At 66.4% G+C, this 23,847-nt stretch carries 20 protein-coding genes, 1 tRNA gene and 1 pseudogene; 11 read left to right on the forward strand and 11 right to left on the reverse strand.

Annotated features, from left to right (window positions below):
• Positions 1-225, reverse strand: a pseudogene (locus tag ASC87_RS31920) (hypothetical protein); the annotation flags it as partial.
• 43 nt (positions 226-268) lie between these two features.
• Positions 269-442 (reverse strand): hypothetical protein, encoded by a 174-nt coding sequence (locus ASC87_RS31925; protein WP_157604081.1) that lies wholly within the window; start codon positions 440-442, stop codon positions 269-271.
• A gap of 676 nt (positions 443-1,118) precedes the next feature.
• Here ASC87_RS31925 and ASC87_RS16160 point away from each other — a divergent pair.
• Positions 1,119-1,529: a hypothetical protein gene (locus tag ASC87_RS16160; RefSeq protein ID WP_056664014.1), complete on the forward strand. Its 411-nt coding sequence runs from the start codon at positions 1,119-1,121 to the stop codon at positions 1,527-1,529.
• Between the two features lie 228 nt (positions 1,530-1,757).
• Here ASC87_RS16160 and ASC87_RS16165 read toward each other — a convergent pair.
• The 4 genes from ASC87_RS16165 to ASC87_RS16180 form a co-directional block, all read right to left on the reverse strand.
• Positions 1,758-1,847 (reverse strand) — tRNA-Ser (locus ASC87_RS16165).
• Positions 1,848-1,860: 13 nt separating this feature from the next.
• Entirely contained in the window at positions 1,861-2,229 is a 369-nt protein-coding gene (locus ASC87_RS16170) for a DUF2237 family protein (protein ID WP_056664017.1), read from the reverse strand.
• 17 nt (positions 2,230-2,246) lie between these two features.
• Entirely contained in the window at positions 2,247-3,158 is a 912-nt protein-coding gene (locus tag ASC87_RS16175) for an SPFH domain-containing protein (RefSeq protein ID WP_056664020.1), read from the reverse strand.
• Positions 3,159-3,172: 14 nt separating this feature from the next.
• On the reverse strand, positions 3,173-3,613 hold the full coding sequence (locus tag ASC87_RS16180) for an NfeD family protein (RefSeq protein ID WP_056664023.1): 441 nt from the start codon (positions 3,611-3,613) through the stop codon (positions 3,173-3,175).
• A gap of 142 nt (positions 3,614-3,755) precedes the next feature.
• On the opposite strand from ASC87_RS16180, the gene ASC87_RS16185 reads away from it, so the two are divergent.
• Both ASC87_RS16185 and ASC87_RS31930 read left to right on the forward strand, forming a co-directional pair.
• A complete protein-coding gene (locus tag ASC87_RS16185) occupies positions 3,756-6,020 on the forward strand; it encodes an arginine/lysine/ornithine decarboxylase (protein ID WP_056664026.1) in 2,265 nt (754 codons plus the stop codon).
• A gap of 536 nt (positions 6,021-6,556) precedes the next feature.
• Complete coding sequence (locus ASC87_RS31930) at positions 6,557-7,138, forward strand: hypothetical protein (protein WP_157604082.1); 582 nt, start codon at positions 6,557-6,559, stop codon at positions 7,136-7,138.
• 170 nt (positions 7,139-7,308) lie between these two features.
• Here the strand turns inward: ASC87_RS31930 and fabI are convergent, their stop codons facing one another.
• A complete protein-coding gene (gene fabI, locus ASC87_RS16190) occupies positions 7,309-8,091 on the reverse strand; it encodes an enoyl-ACP reductase FabI (protein WP_056664030.1) in 783 nt (260 codons plus the stop codon).
• Positions 8,092-8,363: 272 nt separating this feature from the next.
• Between fabI and rimP the strand changes: the two genes are divergently transcribed.
• The 8 genes from rimP to ASC87_RS16230 all read left to right on the forward strand — a co-directional run bounded on the left by rimP (position 8,364) and on the right by ASC87_RS16230 (position 19,491).
• Positions 8,364-8,909, forward strand: coding sequence for a ribosome maturation factor RimP (rimP, locus tag ASC87_RS16195; RefSeq protein ID WP_056664034.1), 546 nt, complete (start codon positions 8,364-8,366; stop codon positions 8,907-8,909).
• Positions 8,906-10,384: a transcription termination factor NusA gene (gene nusA, locus ASC87_RS16200; protein ID WP_056664037.1), complete on the forward strand. Its 1,479-nt coding sequence runs from the start codon at positions 8,906-8,908 to the stop codon at positions 10,382-10,384. Before rimP ends, nusA begins: the two co-directional genes overlap by 4 nt.
• A 73-nt stretch (positions 10,385-10,457) precedes the next feature.
• Positions 10,458-13,340, forward strand: a complete 2,883-nt coding sequence (gene infB, locus ASC87_RS16205) for a translation initiation factor IF-2 (RefSeq protein ID WP_056664039.1) — start codon at positions 10,458-10,460, stop codon at positions 13,338-13,340.
• An 84-nt stretch (positions 13,341-13,424) separates the two neighbouring features.
• On the forward strand, positions 13,425-13,790 hold the full coding sequence (gene rbfA / locus ASC87_RS16210; protein WP_056664043.1) for a 30S ribosome-binding factor RbfA: 366 nt from the start codon (positions 13,425-13,427) through the stop codon (positions 13,788-13,790).
• Between the two features lie 4 nt (positions 13,791-13,794).
• Positions 13,795-14,799 carry a tRNA pseudouridine(55) synthase TruB gene (gene truB, locus ASC87_RS16215; RefSeq protein ID WP_056664045.1) on the forward strand — a complete coding sequence of 335 codons (1,005 nt, stop codon included), beginning with the start codon at positions 13,795-13,797 and terminating at the stop codon, positions 14,797-14,799.
• Positions 14,796-16,622, forward strand: a complete 1,827-nt coding sequence (gene typA, locus ASC87_RS16220; protein WP_056664048.1) for a translational GTPase TypA — start codon at positions 14,796-14,798, stop codon at positions 16,620-16,622. The genes truB and typA overlap by 4 nt, the downstream gene beginning before the upstream one ends.
• A 223-nt stretch (positions 16,623-16,845) precedes the next feature.
• Positions 16,846-18,303: a DNA recombination protein RmuC gene (gene rmuC / locus ASC87_RS16225; RefSeq protein WP_056664051.1), complete on the forward strand. Its 1,458-nt coding sequence runs from the start codon at positions 16,846-16,848 to the stop codon at positions 18,301-18,303.
• A gap of 15 nt (positions 18,304-18,318) precedes the next feature.
• Positions 18,319-19,491, forward strand: a complete 1,173-nt coding sequence (locus ASC87_RS16230; protein ID WP_235582188.1) for an MFS transporter — start codon at positions 18,319-18,321, stop codon at positions 19,489-19,491.
• On the opposite strand, the gene ASC87_RS16235 is transcribed toward ASC87_RS16230, so the two are convergent.
• The 4 genes from ASC87_RS16235 to ASC87_RS16250 form a co-directional block, all read right to left on the reverse strand.
• Positions 19,481-20,113, reverse strand: coding sequence for a glutaredoxin family protein (locus ASC87_RS16235; protein ID WP_056664053.1), 633 nt, complete (start codon positions 20,111-20,113; stop codon positions 19,481-19,483). The genes ASC87_RS16230 and ASC87_RS16235 overlap by 11 nt on opposite strands.
• 43 nt (positions 20,114-20,156) lie before the next feature.
• A complete protein-coding gene (locus tag ASC87_RS16240) occupies positions 20,157-22,175 on the reverse strand; it encodes a M3 family metallopeptidase (RefSeq protein ID WP_056664057.1) in 2,019 nt (672 codons plus the stop codon).
• A 27-nt stretch (positions 22,176-22,202) separates the two neighbouring features.
• Complete coding sequence (folD, locus tag ASC87_RS16245; RefSeq protein ID WP_056664060.1) at positions 22,203-23,060, reverse strand: bifunctional methylenetetrahydrofolate dehydrogenase/methenyltetrahydrofolate cyclohydrolase FolD; 858 nt, start codon at positions 23,058-23,060, stop codon at positions 22,203-22,205.
• Between the two features lie 157 nt (positions 23,061-23,217).
• Positions 23,218-23,838: a response regulator transcription factor gene (locus ASC87_RS16250; RefSeq protein ID WP_056664063.1), complete on the reverse strand. Its 621-nt coding sequence runs from the start codon at positions 23,836-23,838 to the stop codon at positions 23,218-23,220.
• Positions 23,839-23,847 lie beyond the last annotated feature (9 nt).

The following is a 23,847-nucleotide window of genomic DNA, read 5'->3' on the forward strand; positions in this document are numbered from 1 at the left end:
TGCAGGTTCAGCTGGCTCGTGCCGTTGGCTTGATCGGCGTTGCCGCCGCGCACCGCGGACATGGCGGCGCGGTCGAGTTCCTTGCTGGTGGACAGGTCGGAGATGCAGGTTCAGCTGGCTCGTGCCGTTGGCTTGATCGGCGTTGCCGCCGCGCACCGCGGACATGGCGGCGCGGTCGAGTTCCTTGCTGGTGGACAGGTCGGAGAGGGTGAGGGTGGAGGTCATGGCAGTTCTCGCTTGAAGGTACGGTTGGACGGGTTGTTGCGGATCACCAGGCGGTGGGGCCGCCGTACCAGGGGTAGGCGATGGAAAGGCCCTTGAAGTGATCGTTCGATTGGCTCGTGCCGTTGGCTTGGTCGCCGAGGCCACCGCGCACGGCGGTCATGGCTTGGCGATCGAGTGCGTGGCTGGCCGACAGGTCTTTGATSATCAGGGATTGCATTTCAGTTCTCCTAAGAGGTGGGTGAGTGAAGAGGTTCTGGGACTGGGTGTTGAGCGTCTGCTCGAGGTCTATATCGCACGCGCCGTGCCAGCATTCCTCCACGCACCACCGACAGGCGGTGTGAGATGGCAAGTGATTGAAAACAAAGGGGAATTTCTTCTTGGCCGTGGGCCGTTGCGTTGCACGAGCAGTACGTGCGAGCCCCAAGTGACGGGTGCGGCCCAACAGCGCGCGATCGATCTGTTGGACCTGTCACGACACTTGGTCTTTGCCTTGCCGCGGCAAGGCAAGCGCCTTCGAGGCGGAGTCGCCCGGGGGCCTTTTCAGACAAGGCAAGCGCCTTCGAGGCGGAGTCGCCCGCGGGTGCGGCCCAACAGCGCGCGATCGATCTGTTGGACCTGTCACGACACTTGGTCTTTGCCTTGCCGCGGCAAGGCAAGCGCCTTCGAGGCGGAGTCGCCCGGGGGCCTTTTCAGCCGATGCGGAGTGCATGCGCCGGCGAGCTGTGCGGGCCACGCGGCGCTGCGGTGAACTGCTTGCGCTGGTGCCGACCGGTGCCGGCCTTTTTTCGATGCGATGCTTTCAGCGGACAGTCTTTCGTAAAGAATGCCGCAGGTGCAGATTGGCGCAGCCAGCCGTTGACCTCTGCATGGCCCAACCCCCACTGAAAACACAAATGAAGCTCTCCTCTTTCACCCTCGCCGCCGTCCTTGTGCTCGGCGCCACCGGTTGCGCAACGAAGATGCCTGCCCCTGTGCTCAAGGCGTCCGACCCTCGCTTCCTGGCGGTGTGCGCCCCGGGCGCGCTCACGATGCAGTTCCGGTACGTCTCCGACAAGCGCACGCCAAAAACGGAGTGGACCGAGAACCTTGTGCTCGGTGACTCGTATGAGGTCATCGGCAGGTCCGAGGATGGCGGGAGGGCGATGTTCGCGATGAGGGCCACGAACAGGCAGGTGTTCTACGTTGACGCCACGACCGGCGAGGTGTCCACGAGGGCTCACAGCATTCGCCAGGGGTACGCGTACACGCGCACGGCGGCTGTGCTGCTGCCCCAGTGCGGTGTCGCTACCGCCGGGACGAAGTAGGCCGCCCGCTGCCACCTCGCCGGAACGGCCGCGCACTGTGCGGCTGATCGCGGAGCGGTGCTGCGCCGTGGGACTGACTTGACGCCGGTGGCTCGCTCGAGGGCTGTGACTTGGCGGCCCGAGGGGGGGGGCGATCGCGCAGGCGCCACACACCACTTCCAGTGGCTGCCCATCGTTTGATGGGAAGAAACAAATACGGGCCCCAAGGGCCCGTATTGACTAGCTTTTTGGCGGAGAGGGCGGGATTCGAACCCGCGGTGGGGATTAACCCACACACGCTTTCCAGGCGTGCGACTTAAACCGCTCATCCACCTCTCCGTAGCCCGCGAGTTTAGCCTACCTTTTGCACCGCATGCGCTTGAAGCTGCGCCAACGTGACAAATTCCAGTGCGCGTTCGTGCGTGCTTTGCAACACCACGGGGGGCGCGACACCGGCATCGAGCGCTTCCTTCCACCGCAACACGCACAGGCACCAACGGTCGCCGGGCCGCAGGCCGCGGAACCTCGCCTCGGGTTGGGGTGTGCTGAGGTCGTTGCCCCGCTGCATCGAAAACGCCAGGAAGTCGGCCGTGACCTTGGCACAGATCACGTGCGTGCCCACGTCGTCGGACCGGGTGTTGCAGCAGCCGTCGCGGAAGAAGCCGGCGAGCGGGTCGTACGAGCAGGCGGCCAGGTCGCCACCGAGGACGTTGCGGGCCATGGCGTCTACCTCCTGCGTCACTGGGGCGTGCGCGGCTTCAGGATGGTCATGGCCGTGCCGATCAGCGCGGACAGTTCCGTCATGTTGCCCGGCACGATCATCGTGTTGTTGGTCTTGGCGAGCTGGCCGTACGCCTCCACGGCCTTCTCGGCCACCTTCAGGTTCACGGCCTCCATGCCGCCGGGCTGGCGGATGGCCTCGGCAATCTTGCGGATGGCGTCGGCCGTGGCATCGGCCACGGTGGTGATGGCGGCGGCCTCACCCTGGGCGTTGTTGATCTCGGCCTGGCGCTGGCCCTCGGAGCGGGCGATGAAGGCCTCGCGCTCGCCGGTGGCGATGTTGATCTGCTCCTGCTTGCGGCCCTCGGACGCGGCGATCAGCGCGCGCTTCTCGCGCTCGGCCGTGATCTGTGCCTGCATGGACCGCAGGATCTCGGCGGGCGGCGTCAGGTCCTTGATCTCGTAGCGCAACACCTTCACGCCCCAGTTGGCGGCAGCCTCGTCGAGCGCGTTGACCACCGACGCGTTGATCTGGTCGCGTTCCTCGAAGGTCTTGTCAAGCTCCATCTTGCCGATGACCGAACGGAGCAGCGTCTGCGCAAGCTGGGTGATGGCAAACACGTAGTTGCTCGACCCGTAGCTGGCCCGCATGGGGTCGGTGACCTGGAAGTAGATGATGCCGTCCACCTGCAGCTGGGTGTTGTCCTTCGTGATGCAGACCTGGCTCGGCACGTCGAGCGGCACTTCCTTCAGGGAATGCTTGTAGGCCACGCGTTCGATGAAGGGCAGCACGAACTTCAGGCCGGGGGTGAGCGTGCGGTCGTACTTGCCGAGCTTTTCGACGACCCAGGCGTTCTGCTGCGGCACGATCTTGAACGTGCGCACAATGAAGATGGCCGCGATGACGGCGAGGATGAGCGCGATTTCCATGGGTACTTTCTCTTTCAGTGGGTGAGGGGGGCGACCACGAGCCAGTTGCCTTCCACCGCCTGCACGATGTGCAGGCCGGTGACTTCGGGTACCCCCGGTTGGCGGCGGGCCTGCCAGGAGCTGCCGCGGTAGCTCACGCGGGTGGTGTGGTCGGCCTCCCAGGCGGTGACCGTGACCCGTTCGCCGATGTCGAGGTTCACGTCGCGGTTGCGGGCCACGGGTTCGGGGGAGGGCTCGGTGACCGTGCGGCGCCAGTGCCACAGCGCGGTGGACCCACCCCCCACGACCGCCGCGGTGACCACCTGCAGCGTGACCGACAGGCCAAGATGGGCCGCGAGCGCCGCGCCCACGAGGCCGAGCGCGATCATCAGCAGGTAGAAGGTGCCCGTGGCCAGTTCCGCTGCCACCGCCACGCCCGCGAGCACCCACCAGAACGTCGCCACCGAGAGGTCCATTCCCCACTCCTTGCTGTTATGTTGCTGTTGTCGTCAGCCGTCATTCCCCGGACGGTTCGCGGGCAGTGTAAGGCCCGCGCCCCGACGGTCATCCAGTGGCCCTACACTTCGCGCTTTCGCCGTTTTCGACCCTGGAGATGCCATGTCGCGCTTTAACTTCCCCATTGTGATCATCGACGAGGACTTCCGTTCCGAAAACACGTCGGGGTTGGGGATCCGTGCCTTGGCGGATGCCATCGAAAAAGAGGGCTTCGAGGTGCTGGGCGCCACCAGCTATGGCGACCTGTCCCAGTTCGCCCAGCAGCAAAGCCGCGCCAGCGCGTTCATCCTGTCCATCGACGACAACGAGTTCGCGGGGGGGCCGGACATCGACCCGGCCGTGCTGAACCTGCGCAAGTTCATCCAGGAGATCCGGTTCAAGAACGCCGAGATCCCCATCTACCTGTACGGCGAGACCCGCACGTCGCAGCACCTCCCGAACGACGTGCTCCGCGAGCTGCACGGGTTCATCCACATGTTCGAGGACACCCCGGAGTTCGTGGCGCGCCACATCATCCGCGAGGCCAAGAGCTACCTCGACGGCCTGGCGCCGCCGTTCTTCCGCGCGCTGGTGGACTACGCGCACGACGGGTCCTACTCGTGGCACTGCCCGGGCCACTCGGGCGGCGTGGCGTTCCTGAAGAGCCCCGTGGGCCGCATGTTCCACCAGTTCTTCGGTGAAAACATGCTGCGCGCCGACGTGTGCAACAGCGTCGACGAGCTGGGCCAGCTGCTCGACCACACTGGCCCCATCGCCGAAAGCGAGCGCAACGCCGCGCGCATCTTCAACGCCGACCACTGCTTCTTCGTCACGAACGGCACGAGCACCAGCAACAAGATGGTGTGGCACCACGCGGTGGCCCCGGGCGATGTGGTGGTGGTGGACCGCAACTGCCACAAGTCGATCCTGCACGCCATCATCATGACCGGCGCGGTGCCCGTGTTCCTGCGCCCCACGCGCAACCACTACGGCATCATCGGCCCCATCCCCGAGAGCGAGTTCACGCAGGAGGCCATCCAGAAGAAGATCGCCGCGAACCCGCTGCTGGCCGGCGTGGACGCGAAGAGCGTCAAGCCGCGCATCCTGACGCTCACGCAGAGCACGTACGACGGTGTGCTCTACAACACCGAGACCATCAAGCACGGCCTGGACGGCTACATCGACACGCTGCACTTCGACGAAGCCTGGCTGCCGCACGCCGCGTTCCACGATTTCTACAGCACCTACCACGCGATGGGGCGCAACCGCGTGCGTCCGAAGGACCAGCTCGTGTTCGCCACCCAGTCCACGCACAAGCTGCTGGCCGGCATCAGCCAGGCGTCGCAGGTGCTCGTCCAGGATTCGCAGAGCCGCAAGCTCGACCGCCACCTCTTCAACGAGGCCTACCTGATGCACAGCTCCACGAGCCCGCAGTACGCGATCATCGCGTCGTGCGACGTGGCCGCGGCCATGATGGAAGCCCCGGGCGGCATGGCCCTGGTGGAGGAGAGCATCTCCGAGGCGCTCGACTTCCGCCGCGCGATGCGCAAGGTCGAGAACGAGTACGACAAGGACTGGTGGTTCAAGGTCTGGGGCCCGGACAAGCTCGTCAAGGAAGGCGTGGGCAAGCCCGAGGACTGGGTGCTCAAGGCCGGTGCCAAGTGGCACGGCTTTGGCGACCTGGCCGAAGGCTTCAACATGCTCGACCCCATCAAGAGCACCATCATCACCCCGGGGCTCGACATGTCGGGCAAGTTCGCGAAGACCGGCATCCCTGCCGCCATCGTCACGAAGTTCCTGGCCGAGCACGGCGTGGTCGTGGAAAAGACAGGGCTGTACTCGTTCTTCATCATGTTCACCATCGGCATCACGAAGGGCCGCTGGAACACGCTGCTCACCGCGCTGCAGCAATTCAAGGACGACTACGACCGCAACGCCCCGCTGTGGCGCGTGTTGCCCGAGTTCGTGGCCACGCACCCGCGCTACGAGCGCATGGGCCTTGCCGACCTGAGCCAGTCCATCCACGAGGCCTACGCGAAGCATGACATTGCCCGCCTGACCACCGAGATGTACCTGTCCGACCTGCAGCCCGCGATGAAACCGAGCGACGCGTTCGCCCGCATCGCCCACCGCCAGACCGAACGCGTGGCCATCGACGACCTGGAAGGCCGCATCACCGCGTCCCTCGTCACCCCGTACCCGCCGGGCATCCCGCTCTTGATCCCGGGCGAACGCTTCAACCGCAAGATCGTCGACTACCTGCGCTTCGCCCGCACGTTCAACGCCCAGTTCCCGGGCTTCGATACCGACGTGCACGGGCTGGTGGAGGAAGACAGCGACGCCGAGACGCACTGCTACTACGTGGACTGCGTGCGGGACGAGGACTGAACCGGGCGGGTGCGAGACGGCGAGGCCGTGCCGCCCGGTCGCCTTCGGCCCCGGACACACGGCTTCGCATCACGGTGAGACGGCCGGGTTCGCATCTGGGACATTGACACTGTCCCATCGGTCCTGTTCTGCGTCGAGGTTGTTGCCACGACACGGGGGGCAAGAGGACGGATGTGCAACCGAACCGAGAATCCCACATGTCTTCACCCAAGCTGACCAGAAGCAACTCCCTCCCGGCGAACATTGGCACCGGAGCTCCTCCTCCCGCGTCTTCCCCCGGGCAGACAGGGAAGACGGGCCAGAGTTCCAGTCACGCGGCGTCCCACCTCATGCCGCACGCCAAGAAGCGAGGGACCACGGACGCCTCGACGTCCATGGCGCCGCGTGGGGGGCTGTCCCAACTGTCAGGGACGAAGAGTCGAGGAGTCGATCCGTTCGAGGGTCTGGCGTCCCTGTTTAACACGCCGACGCCGACGCACACCGACCCGCATTCGGGGTTTCCGCCACCTCCGTCCACGTCCTTCACGCCTCCACTCATGGAGTTTGAAGCGCATCCGCCGGCGGCTCCTGAAGTTGATCCGTTCGCGAATCTGGCGCCCCTGTACGCGCCCACGTCGACGCACACGCCGCCACTCATGGAGTTTGAGGTGCATCCGCCGGCGCCTCCTCAAGTCGATCCGTTCGCGAATATGGCGCCCCTGTACGCGCCCACGTCGACGCACACGCCGCCACTCATGGAGTTTGAGGCGTATCCGCCGGCGCCTCCTCAAGTCGATCCGTTCGCGAATCTGGCGCCCCTGTACGCGCCCACGCCGACGCACACCGACCCGCATTCGGGGTTCCCGCCACCTCCGCCCCCGTCCTTCACGCCTCCGCCACCCATGGGCGGGGACGTGTATCCGCCGCCGCCTCCTGAATCCAAGGCGGATTCGAGTGAAGATCGGATGGAAGCCCTGATGGCGATGCAGGAGAAGGCTGCGCTCAGCAGCGTCGAGATGCAAATCCGCACCGCCTTGAACAACGAGAGGATTGCGGAAGGCCAAGCGGCCCTGGCCGCTTCGGAAATGCAAGCCAAGGCCATGAAGGCCGCATTCGACTCGACCAAGGGCCTGGTGTAAAACCAAGGCAGGCGAAAGGGGCGAGCGAGCGAAGCAAGCAAAGCCCCGAACCGCGAACGCCAGGAGAGCGAGCGAAGCGAAGCGCCAGATCAAGCTACCGCCGAGCCCGGGTCCCCCGGGCGACCGCGGGCGCCCCTTGGGGGCAGGAGGCGCTAGCCGACTGGGGGGCCCTATTCAGTCATCCCGACCAGCGCCGTCTGGCTGAACCCACCGTCGACGTAAGTGATCTCGGACGTGATGCCGGAGGCCAGGTCGGACAGCAGGAACGCCGCGGCGTTGCCCACGTCCTCGATGGTGACGTTGCGGCCCAGCGGGCTCTGCGCGGTCATCTCGAGCATCTTGCCGAAGCCCTTGATGCCGGACGCGGCCAGCGTCTTGATGGGGCCCGCAGAGATGCCGTTGACGCGAATCCCCTTGGGTCCGAGGCTGGCGGCGAGGTAACGCACGCTGGCTTCGAGCGACGCCTTGGCGAGGCCCATCGTGTTGTAGCTGGGCATGCTGCGCAGCGCGCCCAGGTACGTGAGCGTCAGCAGCGCGCTGCCTGGGCGCAGGCGGGGCAGGGCGGCCTTGGCCAGCGCCGGGAAGCTGTAGCTCGAGATGTCGTGGGCGATGCGGAAGGCTTCGCGCGACAGGCCGTCGAGGAAGTCGCCGGCGATGGCCTCGCGCGGGGCGAACCCGATCGAGTGCACCACGCCGTCGAACTGCGGCCAGGCCTCGCCCAGCTGGGCGAACATGGCGTCGATCTGCGCGTCGTCGGCCACGTCGCAGTCGTAGACGAGCTTCGAGTCGAACTCGGCGGCGAACTCGGAGACGCGATCCTTGAACCGCTCGCCCACGTAGCTGAAGGCCAGTTCGGCGCCTTCCCGGTGGCAGGCCTTGGCGATGCCGTAGGCGATGGAGCGGTTGGAAAGAACGCCGGTGATGAGGAAGCGTTTGCCGGCCAGAAAGCCCATGGGTGACTCCATCCAGGTGAAAGAGCCGATGATTTTCGCACGCGCGGAACCCGGTCACAGAGGGAGTCTGCGTGGGCGCTCACGCTCTTGACAGCCTGGGGCCTTGCCTGTAACAGCGGGTCACGCTACAATGCGTCTTTCTCAAGAAAACTGCATGGGCGGATTCTTTCCAGCCCTTTTTTTTTGCTTGATCGACTTTGCGGTGGGGCCCGGTTCGGGCGACGACGGCAGGCCTGACCAAGCATTCAGGTATCAGGAACCGAGCCGACTGGATGAACTGGCAAGCTGCTGTTGAAAGCACCGTGACCGCACTGGGTTACGACCTTGTGGACTGCGAGCGCAGCCCCAAGGGGCTGCTGCGCGTCTACATCGACCGCGTGGCCAATGATCCCACGGGTGAATACATCGTTGTCGAGGATTGCGAGCGCGTGACGCGCCAGCTCCAGCACGTGCTGGAGGTGGAGGCCATTCCGTACGAGCGCCTCGAAGTGTCCTCCCCAGGGCTCGATCGGCCGCTGAAAAAAGCCGCCGACTACACACGCTTCACGGGCCAGGAGGTCGAACTGACCCTGAAGGAGCCGTTCAAGGGACGAAAGAAATACAAGGGCCTCCTGGAGGCCCTGGGCGAAAGCTGGCGTTTGGTGTTCAACGACGGCAAGGTCGAGCAAGCGCTCGATTTTTCGCTTGACGAAGTAAAGGAGGCCCGTCTGGTGCCCGTGGTGGATTTCAAGGGTCGCCGGTTCCAGCCGTCGCCCGTGGACACCGCATCGGGTGCACAGGCCGAGGCTGATGAAACTGACGGAGATCGTAAGCAATGAACCGCGAACTGTTGATGCTGGTAGATGCCATTTCACGCGAGAAAAGCGTGGATCGCGAAGTGGTGTTCGGCGCTGTCGAAGCAGCCCTGGCCTCGGCCAGCAAGAAGCTGCATGGTGGTGAGGTCGACATCCGCGTGACCGTGGATCGTGAGAGCGGTGAATACGAAACTTTCCGTCGCTGGCACGTGGTTCCGGATGAAGCCGGCCTGCAGCTCCCCGATTCCGAGATCCTGCACTTCGAAGCCCTCGAACAGATCGCCGACATCGAAGTCGACGACTACATCGAGGAGCCGGTGGAGTCCGTCACGATCGGCCGCATCGGCGCGCAAGCGGCGAAGCAGGTCATCCTGCAGAAGATCCGCGACGCCGAGCGCGAGCAGCTCCTCACCGATTTCCTGTCGCGTGGCGACAAGATCTTCGTGGGCACGGTCAAGCGCCTGGACAAGGGCGACGTGATCGTCGAGTCCGGCCGCATCGAAGGGCGCCTGAAGCGCAGCGAGATGATCCCGAAGGAAAACCTCCGTTCGGGCGACCGCGTGCGTGCGTTCATCGCCGAAGTCGATCCCACGCTCCGCGGCCCGCAGATCCTGCTGTCGCGCAGCGCGCCCGGCTTCATGATCGAGCTGTTCGGCCAGGAAGTGCCCGAGATCGAACAAGGCCTCCTCGAGATCAAGTCGTGTGCCCGTGACCCGGGTTCGCGCGCCAAGATCGCCGTGATCTCGCACGACAAGCGGGTCGACCCCATCGGCACCTGCGTCGGCGTGCGCGGTTCGCGCGTGAACAGCGTGACGAACGAACTTGCCGGCGAACGTGTCGACATCGTGCTGTGGTCGGAAGACCCGGCACAATTCGTCATCGGTGCACTGGCTCCGGCCAACGTGCAGTCGATCGTGGTCGATGAAGAGCGCCATGCCATGGACGTGGTGGTGGACGAGGAAAACCTCGCCATCGCCATCGGCCGCGGCGGCCAGAACGTTCGTCTCGCTTCCGAGATGACCGGCTGGCGCATCAACATCATGACCGCCGAGGAATCGCAGGCGAAGCAAAGCGAGGAATCGGACGGGCTGCGCAAGCTGTTCGTCGAGAAGCTCGACGTCGACGTCGAAGTGGCCGACATCCTGATTGCCGAAGGGTTCGGCAGCCTGGAAGAGGTGGCCTACGTCCCGATGCAGGAAATGCTCGAGATCGAAGGTTTCGACGAAGACACCGTGAATGAGCTCCGCACGCGTGCCAAGGATGCCCTGCTGACGATGGAAATCGTCCGCGAGGAGAACATGGAAGACGTGTCGCAGAACCTGCGTGACCTGGAAGGGTTGTCACAGGAACTGATCGCGAAGTTGTCGGATGGTGGCATTCACACGCGTGACGACCTGGCCGACCTGGCCGTGGACGAACTCACCGACATGACCGGCGTGGATGAAACCCAGGCGAAGGCGCTGATCATGAAGGCGCGCGAACACTGGTTCACCACCTGATCGAACCGTCACGACCCCGTTCCAGAATTACGCTCCGAAGCCGCACCGCACGTAGAAAGCAAGGATATACACAATGGCTGTGACCACCGTCGCCCAGTTTGCCGCCGAGCTCAACCGCTCAGCCGCGGCACTGCTCGAACAGCTCCAATCGGCCGGCGTCGCGAAGGCGTCCACCGATGACGCGCTGACCGAGTCCGACAAGGAGCGGCTGCTAGATTTCCTGCGTTCGTCTCACGGCACTGCCGCCGGCGAGCGCAAGAAGATCACGCTGACCCGCAAGTCGACCAGCGAGATCAAGCAGGCCGATGCCAGCGGCAAGGCTCGCACCATTCAGGTCGAGGTGCGGAAGAAGCGCACGTTCATCAAGCGCGACGAAAGTGCGCCTTCGGACGAGCCCGCGGCTCCGGTGGTCGACGACGACGAACTGCGCCGCCGCGAGGACGAGGCACGCGCCCAGGCCGAGCAATTGCGCAAGCAGGAAGAAGAACTCGCCGAGAAGCGCCGCCTGCGTGAAGAGCAGGAAGCGCGCGAGCGCGAAGCCGCCGAACAGCGCGCCCGTGAAGCGGCGGAAGCTGCTGCGGCCGCTGCAGCCGCTGCCGCGAAGGCGGCGCTCGAAGCGGCTGCCGCCGCCGCGGCTGCGCCGAAGAAGCCTGCCACCTCGGCGCCGGCATCCGCCACGCCAGCGCCGGCCCCGGTGGCCGCTGCTGCCCCGGCTGCGCCGGTGGAACCGCCGAAGCCTGCCCTCCGTGTGATCAAGGCCGCCGACGTCGTCGACGAAGAGAAGCAGCGCGCTGCCGACCTCGCCAAGCGCCGCAAGGCCGCCGAGGACGAAGCCGCCGCCATCCGCGCCATGATGAATGCGCCGAAGAAGGTGCTGCAGGCCAAGAAGGAAGAGCCGAAGCCGGTCGATCCGAACAAGGAAGGCATCAAGGGCACCATCCACAAGCCGGCCGGTGCGCCAGGCGCTCCTGCGGCCACCACCGCGGCTGCCCCGGGTGCAGCCAAGCCGGGCGACAAGAAATCGGTCAAGTCCGAGAAGCTGTCGTCGAGCTGGGCCGATGATGCCGCCAAGAAGCGCGGCCTCAAGACCATCAACAGCGGCGGTGGCAACCGTCCGGGCTGGCGTGCACCGCGCGGCGGCCGCCGTGGCGACCGCAACGATTCGGGTTCGTCCAACTTCTCCGCACCTGCCGAACAGCAGATCCAGGAAGTGCACGTTCCGGAAACCATCAGCGTGGCCGACCTCGCCCACAAGATGTCGGTGAAGGCGTCCGAAGTCATCAAGACGATGATGAAGCTCGGCCAGATGGTCACCATCAACCAGCAGCTGGACCAGGAAACCGCGATGATCGTCGTGGAAGAAATGGGCCACAAGGCGTTCCCCGCCAAGCTGGACGATCCGGACGCGTTCCTCGAGGAAAACGAATCGGAAGCGCACCACGAGGTGCTGCCCCGTGCGCCGGTCGTGACCGTCATGGGCCACGTCGACCACGGCAAGACCTCGCTGCTCGACTACATCCGCAAGAGCCGCGTGGCCTCCGGTGAAGCCGGCGGCATCACGCAGCACATCGGTGCGTACCACGTGGACACCCCGCGCGGCATGATCACCTTCCTCGACACCCCGGGCCACGCGGCGTTCACCGCCATGCGAGCCCGTGGCGCGAAGGCCACCGACATCGTCATCCTGGTGGTGGCGGCCGACGACGGCGTCATGCCGCAGACGAAGGAAGCCATCGCCCACGCGAAGGCGGCCGGCGTGCCCATCGTGGTGGCCATGAACAAGATGGACAAGCCCGAAGCCAACGCGGAACGCCTCAAGAGCGAACTCGTGGCCGAGGAAGTGGTGCCGGAAGAGTTCGGTGGCGAGTCCCCGTTCGTGGGCGTGTCGGCCAAGACCGGCATGGGCATCGACGACCTGCTGGAGCAAGTGCTGCTGCAGGCCGAAGTGCTGGAACTGAAGGCGCCGGTCGAATCCCTCGCGAAGGGCCTGATCGTCGAAGCGCAGCTGGACAAGGGCCGCGGCCCGGTGGCCACGGTGCTGATCCAGTCGGGTACCCTCAAGCGCGGCGACGTCGTGCTGGCCGGTTCCACGTATGGCCGCGTGCGCGCCATGCTCGACGAGAACGGCAAGAACATCACCGAAGCCGGTCCGTCCATTCCGGTCGAGATCCAGGGCCTCACCGAGGTGCCGCAGGCGGGCGACGAATTCATGGTGCTGAGCGACGAACGCCGCGCCCGTGAAATCGCCACCTTCCGTTCGGGCAAGTACCGCGACGTGAAGCTGGCCAAGCGCCAGGCCGCCAACCTCGAAACGCTGATGGACCAGATGGGCCAGGGCGACGTGCAGACGCTGGGCCTGATCATCAAGGCCGACGTGCAGGGTTCGCAGGAAGCGCTGTCGCAGTCGCTCCTCAAGCTCAGCACCGACGAAGTCAAGGTGCGCATCGTGCACGGCGCGGTGGGCGGCATCAGCGAGTCGGACGTCAACCTGGCGATCGCCTCGAAGGCCGTCATCGTGGGCTTCAACACGCGGGCCGATGCCGGCGCGCGCAAGCTGGCCGAGCACAACGGTGTCGACATCCGCTACTACAACATCATCTACGACGCCGTGGACGATGTGAAGGCAGCGATGACCGGCATGCTGGCGCCGGAACAGCGCGAGGAAATCATCGGCACGGCCGAGATCCGCACGGTGTTCGTGGCCTCGAAGATCGGCACGGTGGCCGGTTCCATGGTCACCTCGGGCCTGGTGCGCCGCAACGCGCGCTTCCGCCTGCTCCGCGACAACGTGGTGGTCTACACCGGCGAAGTCGACTCGGTGCGCCGGCTCAAGGACGACGTGCGCGAAGTCAAGGAAGGCTTCGAGTGCGGTATCAAGCTCAAGAACTACAACGACATCGCCGAAGGCGATCAGCTGGAATTCTTCGAAGTCAAGGAAGTGGCCCGAACGCTGTAAGAGCGGAGCGGGTCCCCACCCACACCCCGCCTTCCAAAAGATGGCGGGGTTTGTGTTTGATGGGATGCCTGCAAGGAGCATCAGATGCGACACAAAAGATCCATTCCCAACCGCGGTTTCCGTGTGGCCGACCAGATCCAGCGCGACCTGGCCGACCTCATCCGCGACCTGAAGGACCCCCGCATCGGCATGGTCACGATCCAGGCCGTCGAGGTCACGCCCGACTACGCCCACGCGAAGGTGTTCTTCTCGGTGCTGGTGGGTGACGTCGAACAGTGCCAGGAGGCGCTGAACGAGGCCGCCGGGTTCCTGCGCAACGGCCTCTTCAAGCGCCTGCAGATCCACACCGTGCCCACGCTGCACTTCCACTTCGACCGCACCACCGAACGGGCGGCCGAGTTGAGCTCGCTGATCGCGCAGGCCAACGCCACGCGCGCCAAGGACGACTGATTCCGTGAACACCGCCCGACCTGCTGCCCGCTCTGCTGCCAATACCCGGCCGCGCGTGCCTCGCCGCGCGGTGCATGGTGTGTTGTTGCTCGACAAGCCGCTGGGCTTGTCGAGCAACGATGCATTGCAGAAGGCCAAGAGGTTCTTCCGCGCCGAGAAGGCTGGCCACACCGGCACGCTCGATCCGCTGGCCACCGGCCTGTTGCCGCTGTGTTTTGGCGCGGCCACGAAGTTCTCGCAGGTGAGCCTCGACGCCGACAAGCGCTACGTGGCCACGCTGCAGCTCGGTGCCACCACCACCACGTCCGATGCCGAGGGCGAGGTGCTGCAGCGCCGCCCGGTGGCCGTGTCCGACGCCCAGCTGGCCGAGGCCTGCCGCCAGTTCACCGGCGAGATCGACCAGGTGCCACCCATGCATTCGGCGCTCAAGCACGAAGGCAAGGCCCTCTACGAGTACGCGCGCCAGGGTATCGAGATCGAGCGCGCCGCGCGCCGCGTGACCATTCACGCCATCGACATCCTCGGGCGTCAGGATGACCAGGTGACCATCGACGTGACCTGCACCAAGGGCACCTACATCCGGACGCTCGCGCAGGACATCGGCGAGGCGCTGGGCTGTGGTGCCCACCTCGCCGCGCTGCGCCGCACCGGCAGCGGCCCGCTCACGCTGTCGGGCGCCGTGACGCTCGAGCAGCTGGCCGCCATGACCGAACCCGAACGGGACCGCCTGCTGATGGACGCCGATGCGCTCCTCGCCGACGTGCCCGTCGTGCGCCTGGACCCGGAGGAGGCCGCCCGCTTCCTCACCGGGCTGCGCCGCCGCGTTCGCCTGGACGACACACCGCAAGTGCGCGTGTACGGCCCCGAACCCAAGGCCTTCCTGGGCAGCGCCCGGGTCACGGCCGGAGAACTGATTTCGACGAGGCTCTTGAGCCCGATGGAGGTGCAAGGCCTCCTGGTGATCGAAGAGCCCGAGAAGCAGGAACATACAGAGAGAACGTCAGCATGACCAACAGACAGATCCGCAACATTGCCATCATTGCCCACGTCGACCATGGCAAGACCACCATGGTTGACCAGCTCCTGCGCCAGTCCGGCACCTTCGCTGAACACGAGAAGGTCGTCGACACGGTGATGGACAACAACGCCATCGAGCGCGAGCGCGGCATCACCATCCTGGCCAAGAATTGCGCGGTCAGCTGGGAAGGCACGCACATCAACATCGTCGACACCCCGGGGCACGCGGACTTCGGCGGTGAAGTGGAACGTGCACTGTCGATGGTCGACGGCGTGGTGCTGCTGATCGACGCGCAGGAAGGCCCGATGCCGCAGACGCGCTTCGTGACCAAGAAGGCCCTGGCCCTCGGCCTGAAGCCCATCGTCGTGGTCAACAAGGTCGACAAGCCGGGTGCCAAGCCCGACGCCGTCATCAACGCCGCGTTCGACCTGTTCGACAAGCTCGGCGCCAACGACGAGCAGCTCGACTTCCCGGTGGTGTACGCCTCGGGCATCAACGGCTGGACGTCGCTGACCGAAGGTGCGCCCGGCGAACAATGGGGCCCGGACATGTCCGCCCTGTTCAACACCATCCTGAAGCACGTGCCGCCGAACACCGGTGACCCGCAAGCCCCGCTGCAGCTGCAGATCTCGGCGCTGGACTTCTCGAGCTTCGTGGGCCGCATCGGCGTGGGCCGCATCAGCCAGGGCACCATCAAGCCGATGACGGACGTGCTGGTGATGGAAGGTCCGGACGGCAAGGCCGTCAAGGGCCGTGTCAACCAGGTGCTGACCTTCCAGGGCCTGGACCGCGTGCAAGCCGCGGAAGCTGGCCCTGGCGACATCGTGCTGATCAACGGCATCGAGGACATCGGCATCGGCGTGACCGTCACCAGCGTTGCCAACCCGGCCCCGCTGCCGATGTTGAAGGTCGACGAGCCCACGCTGACGATGAACTTCTGCGTGAACACCAGCCCGCTGGCTGGCCGCGAAGGCAAGTTCGTCACCAGCCGCCAGATCTGGGATCGCCTGCAGAAGGAACTGCAGAGCAACGTCGCGCTGCGCGTCAGCGAAACCGACGAAGACGGCATCTTCGAAGTGATGGGCCGTGGTGAACTCCACCTGACCATCCTGCTGGAAAACATGCGCCGCGAGGGCTACGAGCTGGCCGTCAGCAAGCCGCGCGTGGTGTTCCATGACGTCGATGGCGTGAAGCACGAGCCGATCGAACTGGTCACGGCCGACATCGAAGAAGGCCACCAGGGTGGCGTGATGCAAGCCCTGGGCGAGCGCAAGGGCGAGCTGGTCAACATGGAACCGGACGGCCGTGGCCGTGTCCGCCTCGAGTACCGCATCCCGGCCCGTGGCCTGATCGGTTTCTCGAACGAGTTCATGAACCTGACCCGCGGTTCGGGCCTCATCAGCAACATCTTCGACGGCTACGAGCCGCACAAGGGTGAGATCGGCGGCCGCAAGAACGGCGTGCTGATCTCGATGGACGACGGTGAAATCTTCACCTACGCCCTCGGCAAGCTGGACGACCGTGGCCGCATGTTCGTGAAGGCGAACGACCCGGTGTACGAAGGCATGATCGTCGGCATCCACAACCGCGACAACGACCTGATCGTCAACGCCACCCGCACGAAGCAGCTGACGAACTTCCGCGTGTCCGGCAAGGAAGACGCGATCAAGGTCACGCCGCCGATCGACCTGACGCTGGAATACGGTGTCGAGTTCATCGACGACGACGAGCTGGTCGAAATCACGCCGAAGTCCATTCGCGTGCGCAAGCGATTCCTGAAGGAACACGAGCGCAAGCGCGCTTCGCGCGACTGAGGTCGCGAGGCACCTGTGAAGGTGCCTTGAGGAGCCGGCTCGCCGCAAGGCGAGCCGCTGCGCCTCGTGTTGGCCCGGCATGCCGCCGGCCAGCCGGACCGGGCCCGTGCGGCGCCCGTCGATACCGTTCGACGGCATCCCCCTCGGCCCGTTCCCTCCGCCCGTCGCGCCTTTTGCCGCCAACTTCGATGCAGTGGCTGGCCCGGCCTGAGACAATCGGCGGATGCTTCTCGACTGGATCTCCCTTGCCCTGACCGTGGTGGTGTTGCTCGTGCTGGTGGTGCTGTTCCTGCGCAGCCGCCCCGACGAACTGCTCCGCCGCCTGCGCGACGACACCCGCGCCGACACCCGCGCCGACACCGAACGCAACACCCGCGAATTGCGCGACGACGTGGCCCGCAGCGCGGTGGGCACGCGCCAGGAACTGGGCGCCACGCTGGCATCGTTCCAGCAGACACTGCTGGCGCAGCAGGGTGACACGGCGCGCACGCAGAACGAACAGATCGACAGCTTCCGCACGCAACTCGCCGCCACCCAGCAGACGCTCGCCGACACCTTGCGCCACGCCACCATCACGCAGGATGCGGCGCTTGCCCGCCTGGCCGAGCAACAGGCCAATGCCTTGCAGCGGTTTTCCGCCACGCTCAACGACCAGCTCAAGGCGCTGACGCAGGCCAACGACCAGCGCATGGGTGAAATGCGCGCATCGGTGGAGCAGAAGCTGGCCGCCATCCAGGCCGACAACGAACGCAAGCTCGAGCAGATGCGGGCCACCGTGGACGAGAAGCTGCACGCCACGCTGGAGCAGCGCCTGGGCGAAAGCTTCAAGCAGGTGGCCGACCGGCTGGACCAGGTGCACAGGGGCCTCGGCGAGATGCAGACGCTCGCCCGCGACGTGGGCTCGCTCAGCCGGGTGCTGAACAACGTGAAGACCCGCGGCATCTTCGGCGAGGTGCAACTGGCGGGCCTGCTGGAGCAGGTGTTCACGCCCGACCAGTACGCGGTCAACGTCGAGACCGTGCCGGGCAGTGGTGCACGGGTGGAGTTCGCCATCCGGTTGCCGGGCCAGCGCGCCGACGGCGTGCCGCTCTGGTTGCCCATCGACGCCAAGTTCCCGCGCGAAGACTACGAGCGCCTGCTCGACGCCCAGGAGCGTGCCGACCCGCTGGCCACCGAGGCCGCGGCCAAAGCCATCGAAACCCGCCTGCGCAACGAGGCCAAGGCCATCCGCGACAAGTACCTGGCGCCGCCGCACACCACCGACTTTGCCATCCTGTTCGTGCCCACGGAGGGGCTGTACGCCGAGGCGTTGCGCCGCCCGGGCCTGATGGAAGCGCTGCAGCGGGAGTACCGCGTGATGCTCGCGGGCCCCACCACGCTGCTGGCCACGCTGAACAGCCTGCAGATGGGCTTTCGCACGCTGGCGCTCGAGAAGCGGTCGGTCGAGGTGTGGGAGGTGCTGGGCGCCGTCAAGACCGAGTTCCAGAAGTTCGGCGACGCGCTCGCCAAGACCCGCAAGAAACTCGACGAGGCCAGCAGCAGCATCGAGATGGCCGAGCGGCGCAGCCGCGTGATGGCGCGCGAGCTGCGTGCGGTCGAGGCCCTGCCCGAATCGCGTGCGCAGGCGCTGCTGCCCATGCCGGCCGACGATGAACTCGCCGGAGGCGAACAACCCGCCTGAGCGACCGAGACCGTCGTGAGCCGTGCCTTCACCCGTCCACTGCTGGCCCTGATCCTCGGCCAGATCAGCCTGCACTCGGCCATGACCGGCGTGCGGCTCGCGGCACCGCTGCAGGCGCTTCACGACGGGCGGTCGGCCTGGTCGGTGGGGGTGTTGATGGCCTTGTTCGCATTGGCGCCGGTGGTGCTGGCCATCCCGGGCGGGCGGCTGGCCGACCGCCTGGGTTACCACCGGCCGCTGCGGCTGGCCGTGGCGCTCTCGGTCTCGGGGGCTGCGCTGGCGGTTGCGGGCGGGCACTACCTGGCACTCTGCCTGGCGGCCACGCTGTGTGGGGCCGGGGCCAACCTCGGGCTGATCGCGATCCAGCGTTCGGCCGGCCGCACCACGTCGGATCCCACCGAGCGGCTGCAGGTGTTCAGCTGGCTGGGCCTGGCGCCCGCGATGTCCAATCTCGTGGGCCCGGTGATGGCGGGCACGTTGATCGACCTGGCCGGTTTCCGCGTGGCGTTTGCGGCGCTCGCGGTGCTGCCGTTGCTTGCGCTGGCGTTTGCGCGCGCGGTGCCCGAGGAGCCAGTGCGCGCTGCATCGCCGGCCTCCGGGCCCGCACCGGCGCGGCGCGTGTGGGACCTGCTCGGCGAGGCGCCGGTGCGCCGGTTGTTGTTCCTCAACTGGTTGCTGTCGGCAAGCTGGGACGTCCACAACTTCGTGGTGCCCATCCTCGGGCACGAGCGCGGGCTGGACGCCACGGCCATCGGCCTGGTGCTGGGCGCCTTCGCTGTGGCGGTGGCCGGCGTGCGCCTGCTCATCCCGGTGCTGGCGCATCGCCTGACGGAACGCCAGGTGCTCGTGGGGGCCACGCTCGCCACCGGGTTCATCCTCGCGGTGTACCCGTTTGTGTCGTCAGCCTGGGCCATGGCGGTGTGCGCGGCGCTGCTGGGCCTGCCCCTCGGGTCGGTGCAGCCCATGATCATGTCGCTGCTGCACGAGGTGACCCCGCACGACCGCCACGGCGAAGCCATCGCCTTGCGGTCCATGAGCCTGAACCTGTCGAGCAGCGTGATGCCGCTCTGTTTCGGGGTGCTGGGCGCCGCGTTGGGCGCCGGGGTGCTGTTCTGGCTGATGGGGGCCGTGGTGGCCGCCGGCAGCCTTCAGGCGCGGCGGGTGCCGGCCCGCAGCGTCAGAACTTGAAGCCGGACGGGGCGGGTGCCTGGGCCGGTGCCGGTGCCGGCGTGGCGGCCGGTGCCTGGCGCGCCGCAGGTACCGCAGGTGCCGCCTTCGGCTCGGTCAGCGGCGTGGGCGCGGGTTCGGTGTACGACGGCGGCAGCTTCGATTCCTTCGGGTACCCGGCGGCGTCCACGTAGCTCCCCAGTTCAGCCGACGCGAAGCCCGTCATCACCTGGCTGCCGATGCTGATGGTGGGCAGTTCGGTCTTGCCGGTGAGGCGTTTCAAGGCGGCGTTGTCGTCGGCGGTGGCCACGGTGCGTTCGCTGAACGGCACGCCACGCTGGCGCAGGAACTGGCGAGCGCCTTCGCACGGGGCGCAGTTCGCGGTGGTGTACAGCGTCACGGGGTACTTCTCGGCCACCTGGCGCAGCTCGAAGGGCAGCGATTCGGTGCTGACGCTGCCGGTGTTGGTGTTCACCGTGGCCACCTTGTTTTCCTTCGAGGTGGGCGGGCGGTCGGTGTAGGTGACCTTGCCGTCCGGGCCGACGACCTTGTACAGGGCGTGGGCCGGCAGCGCGGTGAGTGCCGAGGCGAACAACGCGGCGACCGCGGCGAGGCGGGCGGCACGGGGCGAAACAGCGTTCATCGCGAACTCCAGGGGAAAAGGAACGTGGGAAGACACGACTGTATCAAGCCATGCCTTGGTGACGTAACAAGGCGTCGATGCGCGGCTCGCGGCCCCGGAAGGCCTTGAAGCTGTCGAGCGCCGGACGGCTGCCACCCGCTTCGAGAATGGCCTCGCGGTAGCGGCGGCCGGTCTCGGGATTGAGCGTGCCCGTTTCCTCGAACGCGCTCCAGGCGTCGGCGCTCAGCACCTCGGCCCACTTGTAGCTGTAGTACCCGGCCGCGTACCCGCCGGCGAAGATGTGAGAGAACCCGTGCTGGAAGCGGTTGAACGGCGGGGCCTTCATGACGGCCACCTCGCCGCGCACGTCGTCGAGCACGGCCTGCACGCGGTCTTCGCTGCCGGGTTCGGCGTGGATGCGCATGTCGAACAGCGAGAACTCCACCTGGCGCAGCGTCTGCATGCCGCTCTGGAAGTTCTTGGCCGCGGTCATCTTGTCGTACAGCGCCTGCGGAAGCGGTTCACCGGTGTCCACGTGGGCCGTCAGGTGTTTCAGCACCTGCCATTCCCAGCAGAAGTTTTCCATGAACTGGCTGGGCAGCTCCACCGCATCCCACTCGACGCCGGAGATGCCGGCCACGCCCACGTCGTTCACCTTCGTGAGCATGTGGTGCAGGCCGTGGCCGAACTCGTGGAAGAGGGTGGTGACGTCGTCGTGCGTGAGCAGCGCGGGCTTGCCGTTGACCGGCGAAGCGAAGTTGCAGACCAGGTGCGCCACCGGCGTCTGCGTGGTGCCTTCCGGGCGGGCCCAGCGGCCGCGCACGTCGTCCATCCAGGCGCCCGGGCGTTTGCCGGGGCGGGCATACGGGTCGAGGTAGAACTGGCCCACGAGCTGGCCGGCCCGTTCGATGCGGAAGAAGCGCACGGTGGGGTGCCAGACGGGTGCGCTGTCGGGGCGGATGTTCACCTCGAACAGCGTCTCGATGATGCCGAACAGGCCCTCGAGCACCTTGGTTTCGGTGAAATAGGGCTTCACCTCCTGGTCGCTGAAGGCGTAGCGGCGTTCCTTGAGCTTTTCGCTGGCAAAGGCCTGGTCCCAGGCCTGCAGGTCGGCGAGGCCCAGTTCGGTGCGGGCGAAGTCACGCAGTTCGGCCAGGTCCTTCTCGGCGTACGGCCGCGCGCGGCGGGCCAGGTCGCGCAGGAAGTCGATCACCTCGGCGGGGGTGCTGGCCATCTTGGGCACGAGCGACACTTCGGCGAAGTTGGCGTAACCCAGCAGCTTCGCCTCTTCCTGGCGCAGGGCCAGCAGTTCCTTCATCACCGCGGTGTTGTCGACCTCGGGCTGGCCCAGGTCGCTGGCGCGGGTGCTGTAGGCGGTGTACAGGCGCTCGCGCAACGCGCGGTTCTCGCCGTACTGCATCACGGGCAGGTAGTTCGGCAGGTGCAGCGTGAGCTTGTGGCCGGCCAGGCCATCAGCCTCGGCGGCCGCCCGGGTGGACGCCTTGACGTCGTCGGGCACGCCCGCCAGTTCCGCTTCGGCGGCGTAGTAGGTGAAGCCGTCGGTGGCGTCGAGCACGTGCTCGGAAAAGAGTTGCGACAGCGCGGCCTGGCGGTCCTGGATGGCCGCGTAGCGCTCGCGCGCGGCGCCTTGCAACTCGGCGCCGCCCAGCACGAAGTCACGCATCGCGTTGGACAGGGCCCGCTGGCGGGCCGGGTTCAGGGCCTTCGCGGCGGGGCTGGTGGCAATGGCCTTGTACTTCGCATACAGGCGTTCATCGGCACCCAGGCGCGTGTGGAACTCGGTGACGAGCGGCAGGCTTTCGTTGTACGCGGCGCGCAGCGCCGGGTTGTCGGCCACGCTGTTGAGGTGGCCCACCGCGCCCCAGGCGCGGCCCAGGCGTTCGGTGGCCACGTCGAGCACGGCCGACATGGCGTCGTAGTCGGCCGGCACGGTGTCTCCCGTGACCTTCTCCAGCGCCGCGTTCGCCTCGGCGAGCAGCTCGGTGACGGCCGGGCCCACGTGTTCAGGGCGGATGTCGGCGAACAGCGGCAGATCGGTGCGGGCGAGCAGCGGGTTGGTCATGCGGGGCCTTTCAGGTCAGGGTTCGGACTATTGTGCAGCGGCGACCCGTTCCGCGGATTCGATGGTGTTCACCAGCAACATGGTGATCGTCATCGGGCCCACGCCACCGGGCACCGGCGTGATCGCCGAGGCTACCTGGGAGATGCCGGCGAAGTCCACGTCGCCGCAGAGCTTGCCTTCGTCGTTCCGGTTCATGCCCACGTCGATCACGATGGCGCCCGGCTTCACCATGTCGGCCGTGACCGTGTTGCGGCGGCCCACCGCCGCAACGATCACGTCCGCCTGGCGGGTGTGGTACCCGAGGTCCGGGGTCGCACTGTGGCAGATGGTGACGGTGGCGTTGGCTTGCAAGAGCAGCAGCGCCATCGGTTTGCCCACGGTGTTGCTGCGGCCGATCACCACGGCGTGTTTGCCGCGCAGGTCGGCGCCGGTGGACTCGATCAGCTTCATGCAACCGTAGGGGGTGCAGGGCCGGAAACCGGGCAGCCCGGCCACCAGCTCGCCGGCGCTCAGCACCGAGTAGCCGTCGACGTCTTTCGTGGTGGCGATGGCCTCGATCACCTTGGTGGAATCGATGTGCCTGGGCAGGGGCATCTGCACCAGGATGCCGTGGATGGTGCTGTCCTTGTTCAGCGCGTCGATGCGGGCCAGCAGGTCGGCCTCGGACAGCGTGGCGTCGTACTTCTCGAACACCGAGTGCAGGCCGTGCTCCTGGCATGCCTTGACCTTGTTGCGCACGTACACCTGGCTGGCCGGGTCCTCGCCAACGAGGATCACCGCCAGGCCGGGCTGGTGGCCCCGGGCGGTGAGGGCGGCCGCACGTTGCGCCACCTCGGCGCGGATTTGCTTGGACAGGGCGGTGCCGTCGATCAGTTGGGCGGTCATGGGCAGGGTCCTCGAAGAAATGAATGAGAAAGGGCCGCAAAAGCGGCCCAGTAAAACAAGCAAGCGAAGCGAAGCGCCAGATCAAGCTACCGCCGAGCCCGGGTCTCCCGGGCGACCGCGGGCGCCCCTTGGGGGCAGGAGCGAAGCGACTGGGGGGCTAAGCCTTCTGTGCTCCGAGGGCGATCTTCAAGAGATCGGCGACGGTGTTGGCGTTCAGCTTTTCCATGATGTTGGCGCGGTGCGCCTCCACCGTCTTGATGCTGATGCCCAGGTCGTCGGCGATCTGCTTGTTCAGGCGGCCGGCGACGATGCGCTCCAGCACCTGGGATTCACGCGTGGTCAGGCGAGACAGCAGGGCGTCGCGGCTGGCGGCTTCCTGGTGGTGCGAGAAGGCGCTGCGGGCCTGGTCGAGCATGCGTTCGACCAGGTTGAGCAGTTGCTCTTCCTTGAAGGGCTTCTCGATGAAGTCCATCGCGCCTTTTTTCATCGTGGTGACGGCCATGGGCACGTCGCCATGGCCGGTGATGAACACCACCGGCAGCGGTGACTTGCGTTCGAGCAGGCGGTCCTGCAGCTCCAGGCCGCTCATGCCGTCCATGCGGATGTCGGCGATCAGGCAGGCGACTTCGCGGGGGTCGAACCGGGACAGGAACGCTTCCGACGAGTCGAAGCATTTGACCCGGTAGTCCTTCCCTTCGAGCAGCCACTGTAGGGAATCGCGCACGGCCTCGTCATCGTCGACGACATACACGGTTCCTTTTTTCGGGATCAGGCTCATGGATGTGTG

Origin of the sequence: Rhizobacter sp. Root1221 (assembly GCF_001425785.1) — a bacterium.
Taxonomy (GTDB): Bacteria; Pseudomonadota; Gammaproteobacteria; order Burkholderiales; family Burkholderiaceae_C; genus Rhizobacter.

What these genes read in the sequence shown, in the direction of transcription:
- ASC87_RS16250 (WP_056664063.1), bottom strand. Translation starts at nt 23,838, where the DNA reads ATGAGCCTGATCCCGAAAAAAGGAACCGTGTATGTCGTCGACGATGAC.
- rimP (WP_056664034.1), top strand. Translation starts at nt 8,364, where the DNA reads ATGAACTGGCAAGCTGCTGTTGAAAGCACCGTGACCGCACTGGGTTAC.
- rbfA (WP_056664043.1), top strand. Translation starts at nt 13,425, where the DNA reads ATGCGACACAAAAGATCCATTCCCAACCGCGGTTTCCGTGTGGCCGAC.
- rmuC (WP_056664051.1), top strand. Translation starts at nt 16,846, where the DNA reads ATGCTTCTCGACTGGATCTCCCTTGCCCTGACCGTGGTGGTGTTGCTC.
- ASC87_RS16235 (WP_056664053.1), bottom strand. Translation starts at nt 20,113, where the DNA reads ATGAACGCTGTTTCGCCCCGTGCCGCCCGCCTCGCCGCGGTCGCCGCG.
- ASC87_RS16180 (WP_056664023.1), bottom strand. Translation starts at nt 3,613, where the DNA reads ATGGACCTCTCGGTGGCGACGTTCTGGTGGGTGCTCGCGGGCGTGGCG.
- ASC87_RS16170 (WP_056664017.1), bottom strand. Translation starts at nt 2,229, where the DNA reads ATGGCCCGCAACGTCCTCGGTGGCGACCTGGCCGCCTGCTCGTACGAC.
- ASC87_RS16160 (WP_056664014.1), top strand. Translation starts at nt 1,119, where the DNA reads ATGAAGCTCTCCTCTTTCACCCTCGCCGCCGTCCTTGTGCTCGGCGCC.
- typA (WP_056664048.1), top strand. Translation starts at nt 14,796, where the DNA reads ATGACCAACAGACAGATCCGCAACATTGCCATCATTGCCCACGTCGAC.
- nusA (WP_056664037.1), top strand. Translation starts at nt 8,906, where the DNA reads ATGAACCGCGAACTGTTGATGCTGGTAGATGCCATTTCACGCGAGAAA.
- infB (WP_056664039.1), top strand. Translation starts at nt 10,458, where the DNA reads ATGGCTGTGACCACCGTCGCCCAGTTTGCCGCCGAGCTCAACCGCTCA.
- ASC87_RS16185 (WP_056664026.1), top strand. Translation starts at nt 3,756, where the DNA reads ATGTCGCGCTTTAACTTCCCCATTGTGATCATCGACGAGGACTTCCGT.
- ASC87_RS31930 (WP_157604082.1), top strand. Translation starts at nt 6,557, where the DNA reads ATGGAGTTTGAAGCGCATCCGCCGGCGGCTCCTGAAGTTGATCCGTTC.
- folD (WP_056664060.1), bottom strand. Translation starts at nt 23,060, where the DNA reads ATGACCGCCCAACTGATCGACGGCACCGCCCTGTCCAAGCAAATCCGC.
- ASC87_RS16240 (WP_056664057.1), bottom strand. Translation starts at nt 22,175, where the DNA reads ATGACCAACCCGCTGCTCGCCCGCACCGATCTGCCGCTGTTCGCCGAC.
- ASC87_RS16175 (WP_056664020.1), bottom strand. Translation starts at nt 3,158, where the DNA reads ATGGAAATCGCGCTCATCCTCGCCGTCATCGCGGCCATCTTCATTGTG.
- fabI (WP_056664030.1), bottom strand. Translation starts at nt 8,091, where the DNA reads ATGGGCTTTCTGGCCGGCAAACGCTTCCTCATCACCGGCGTTCTTTCC.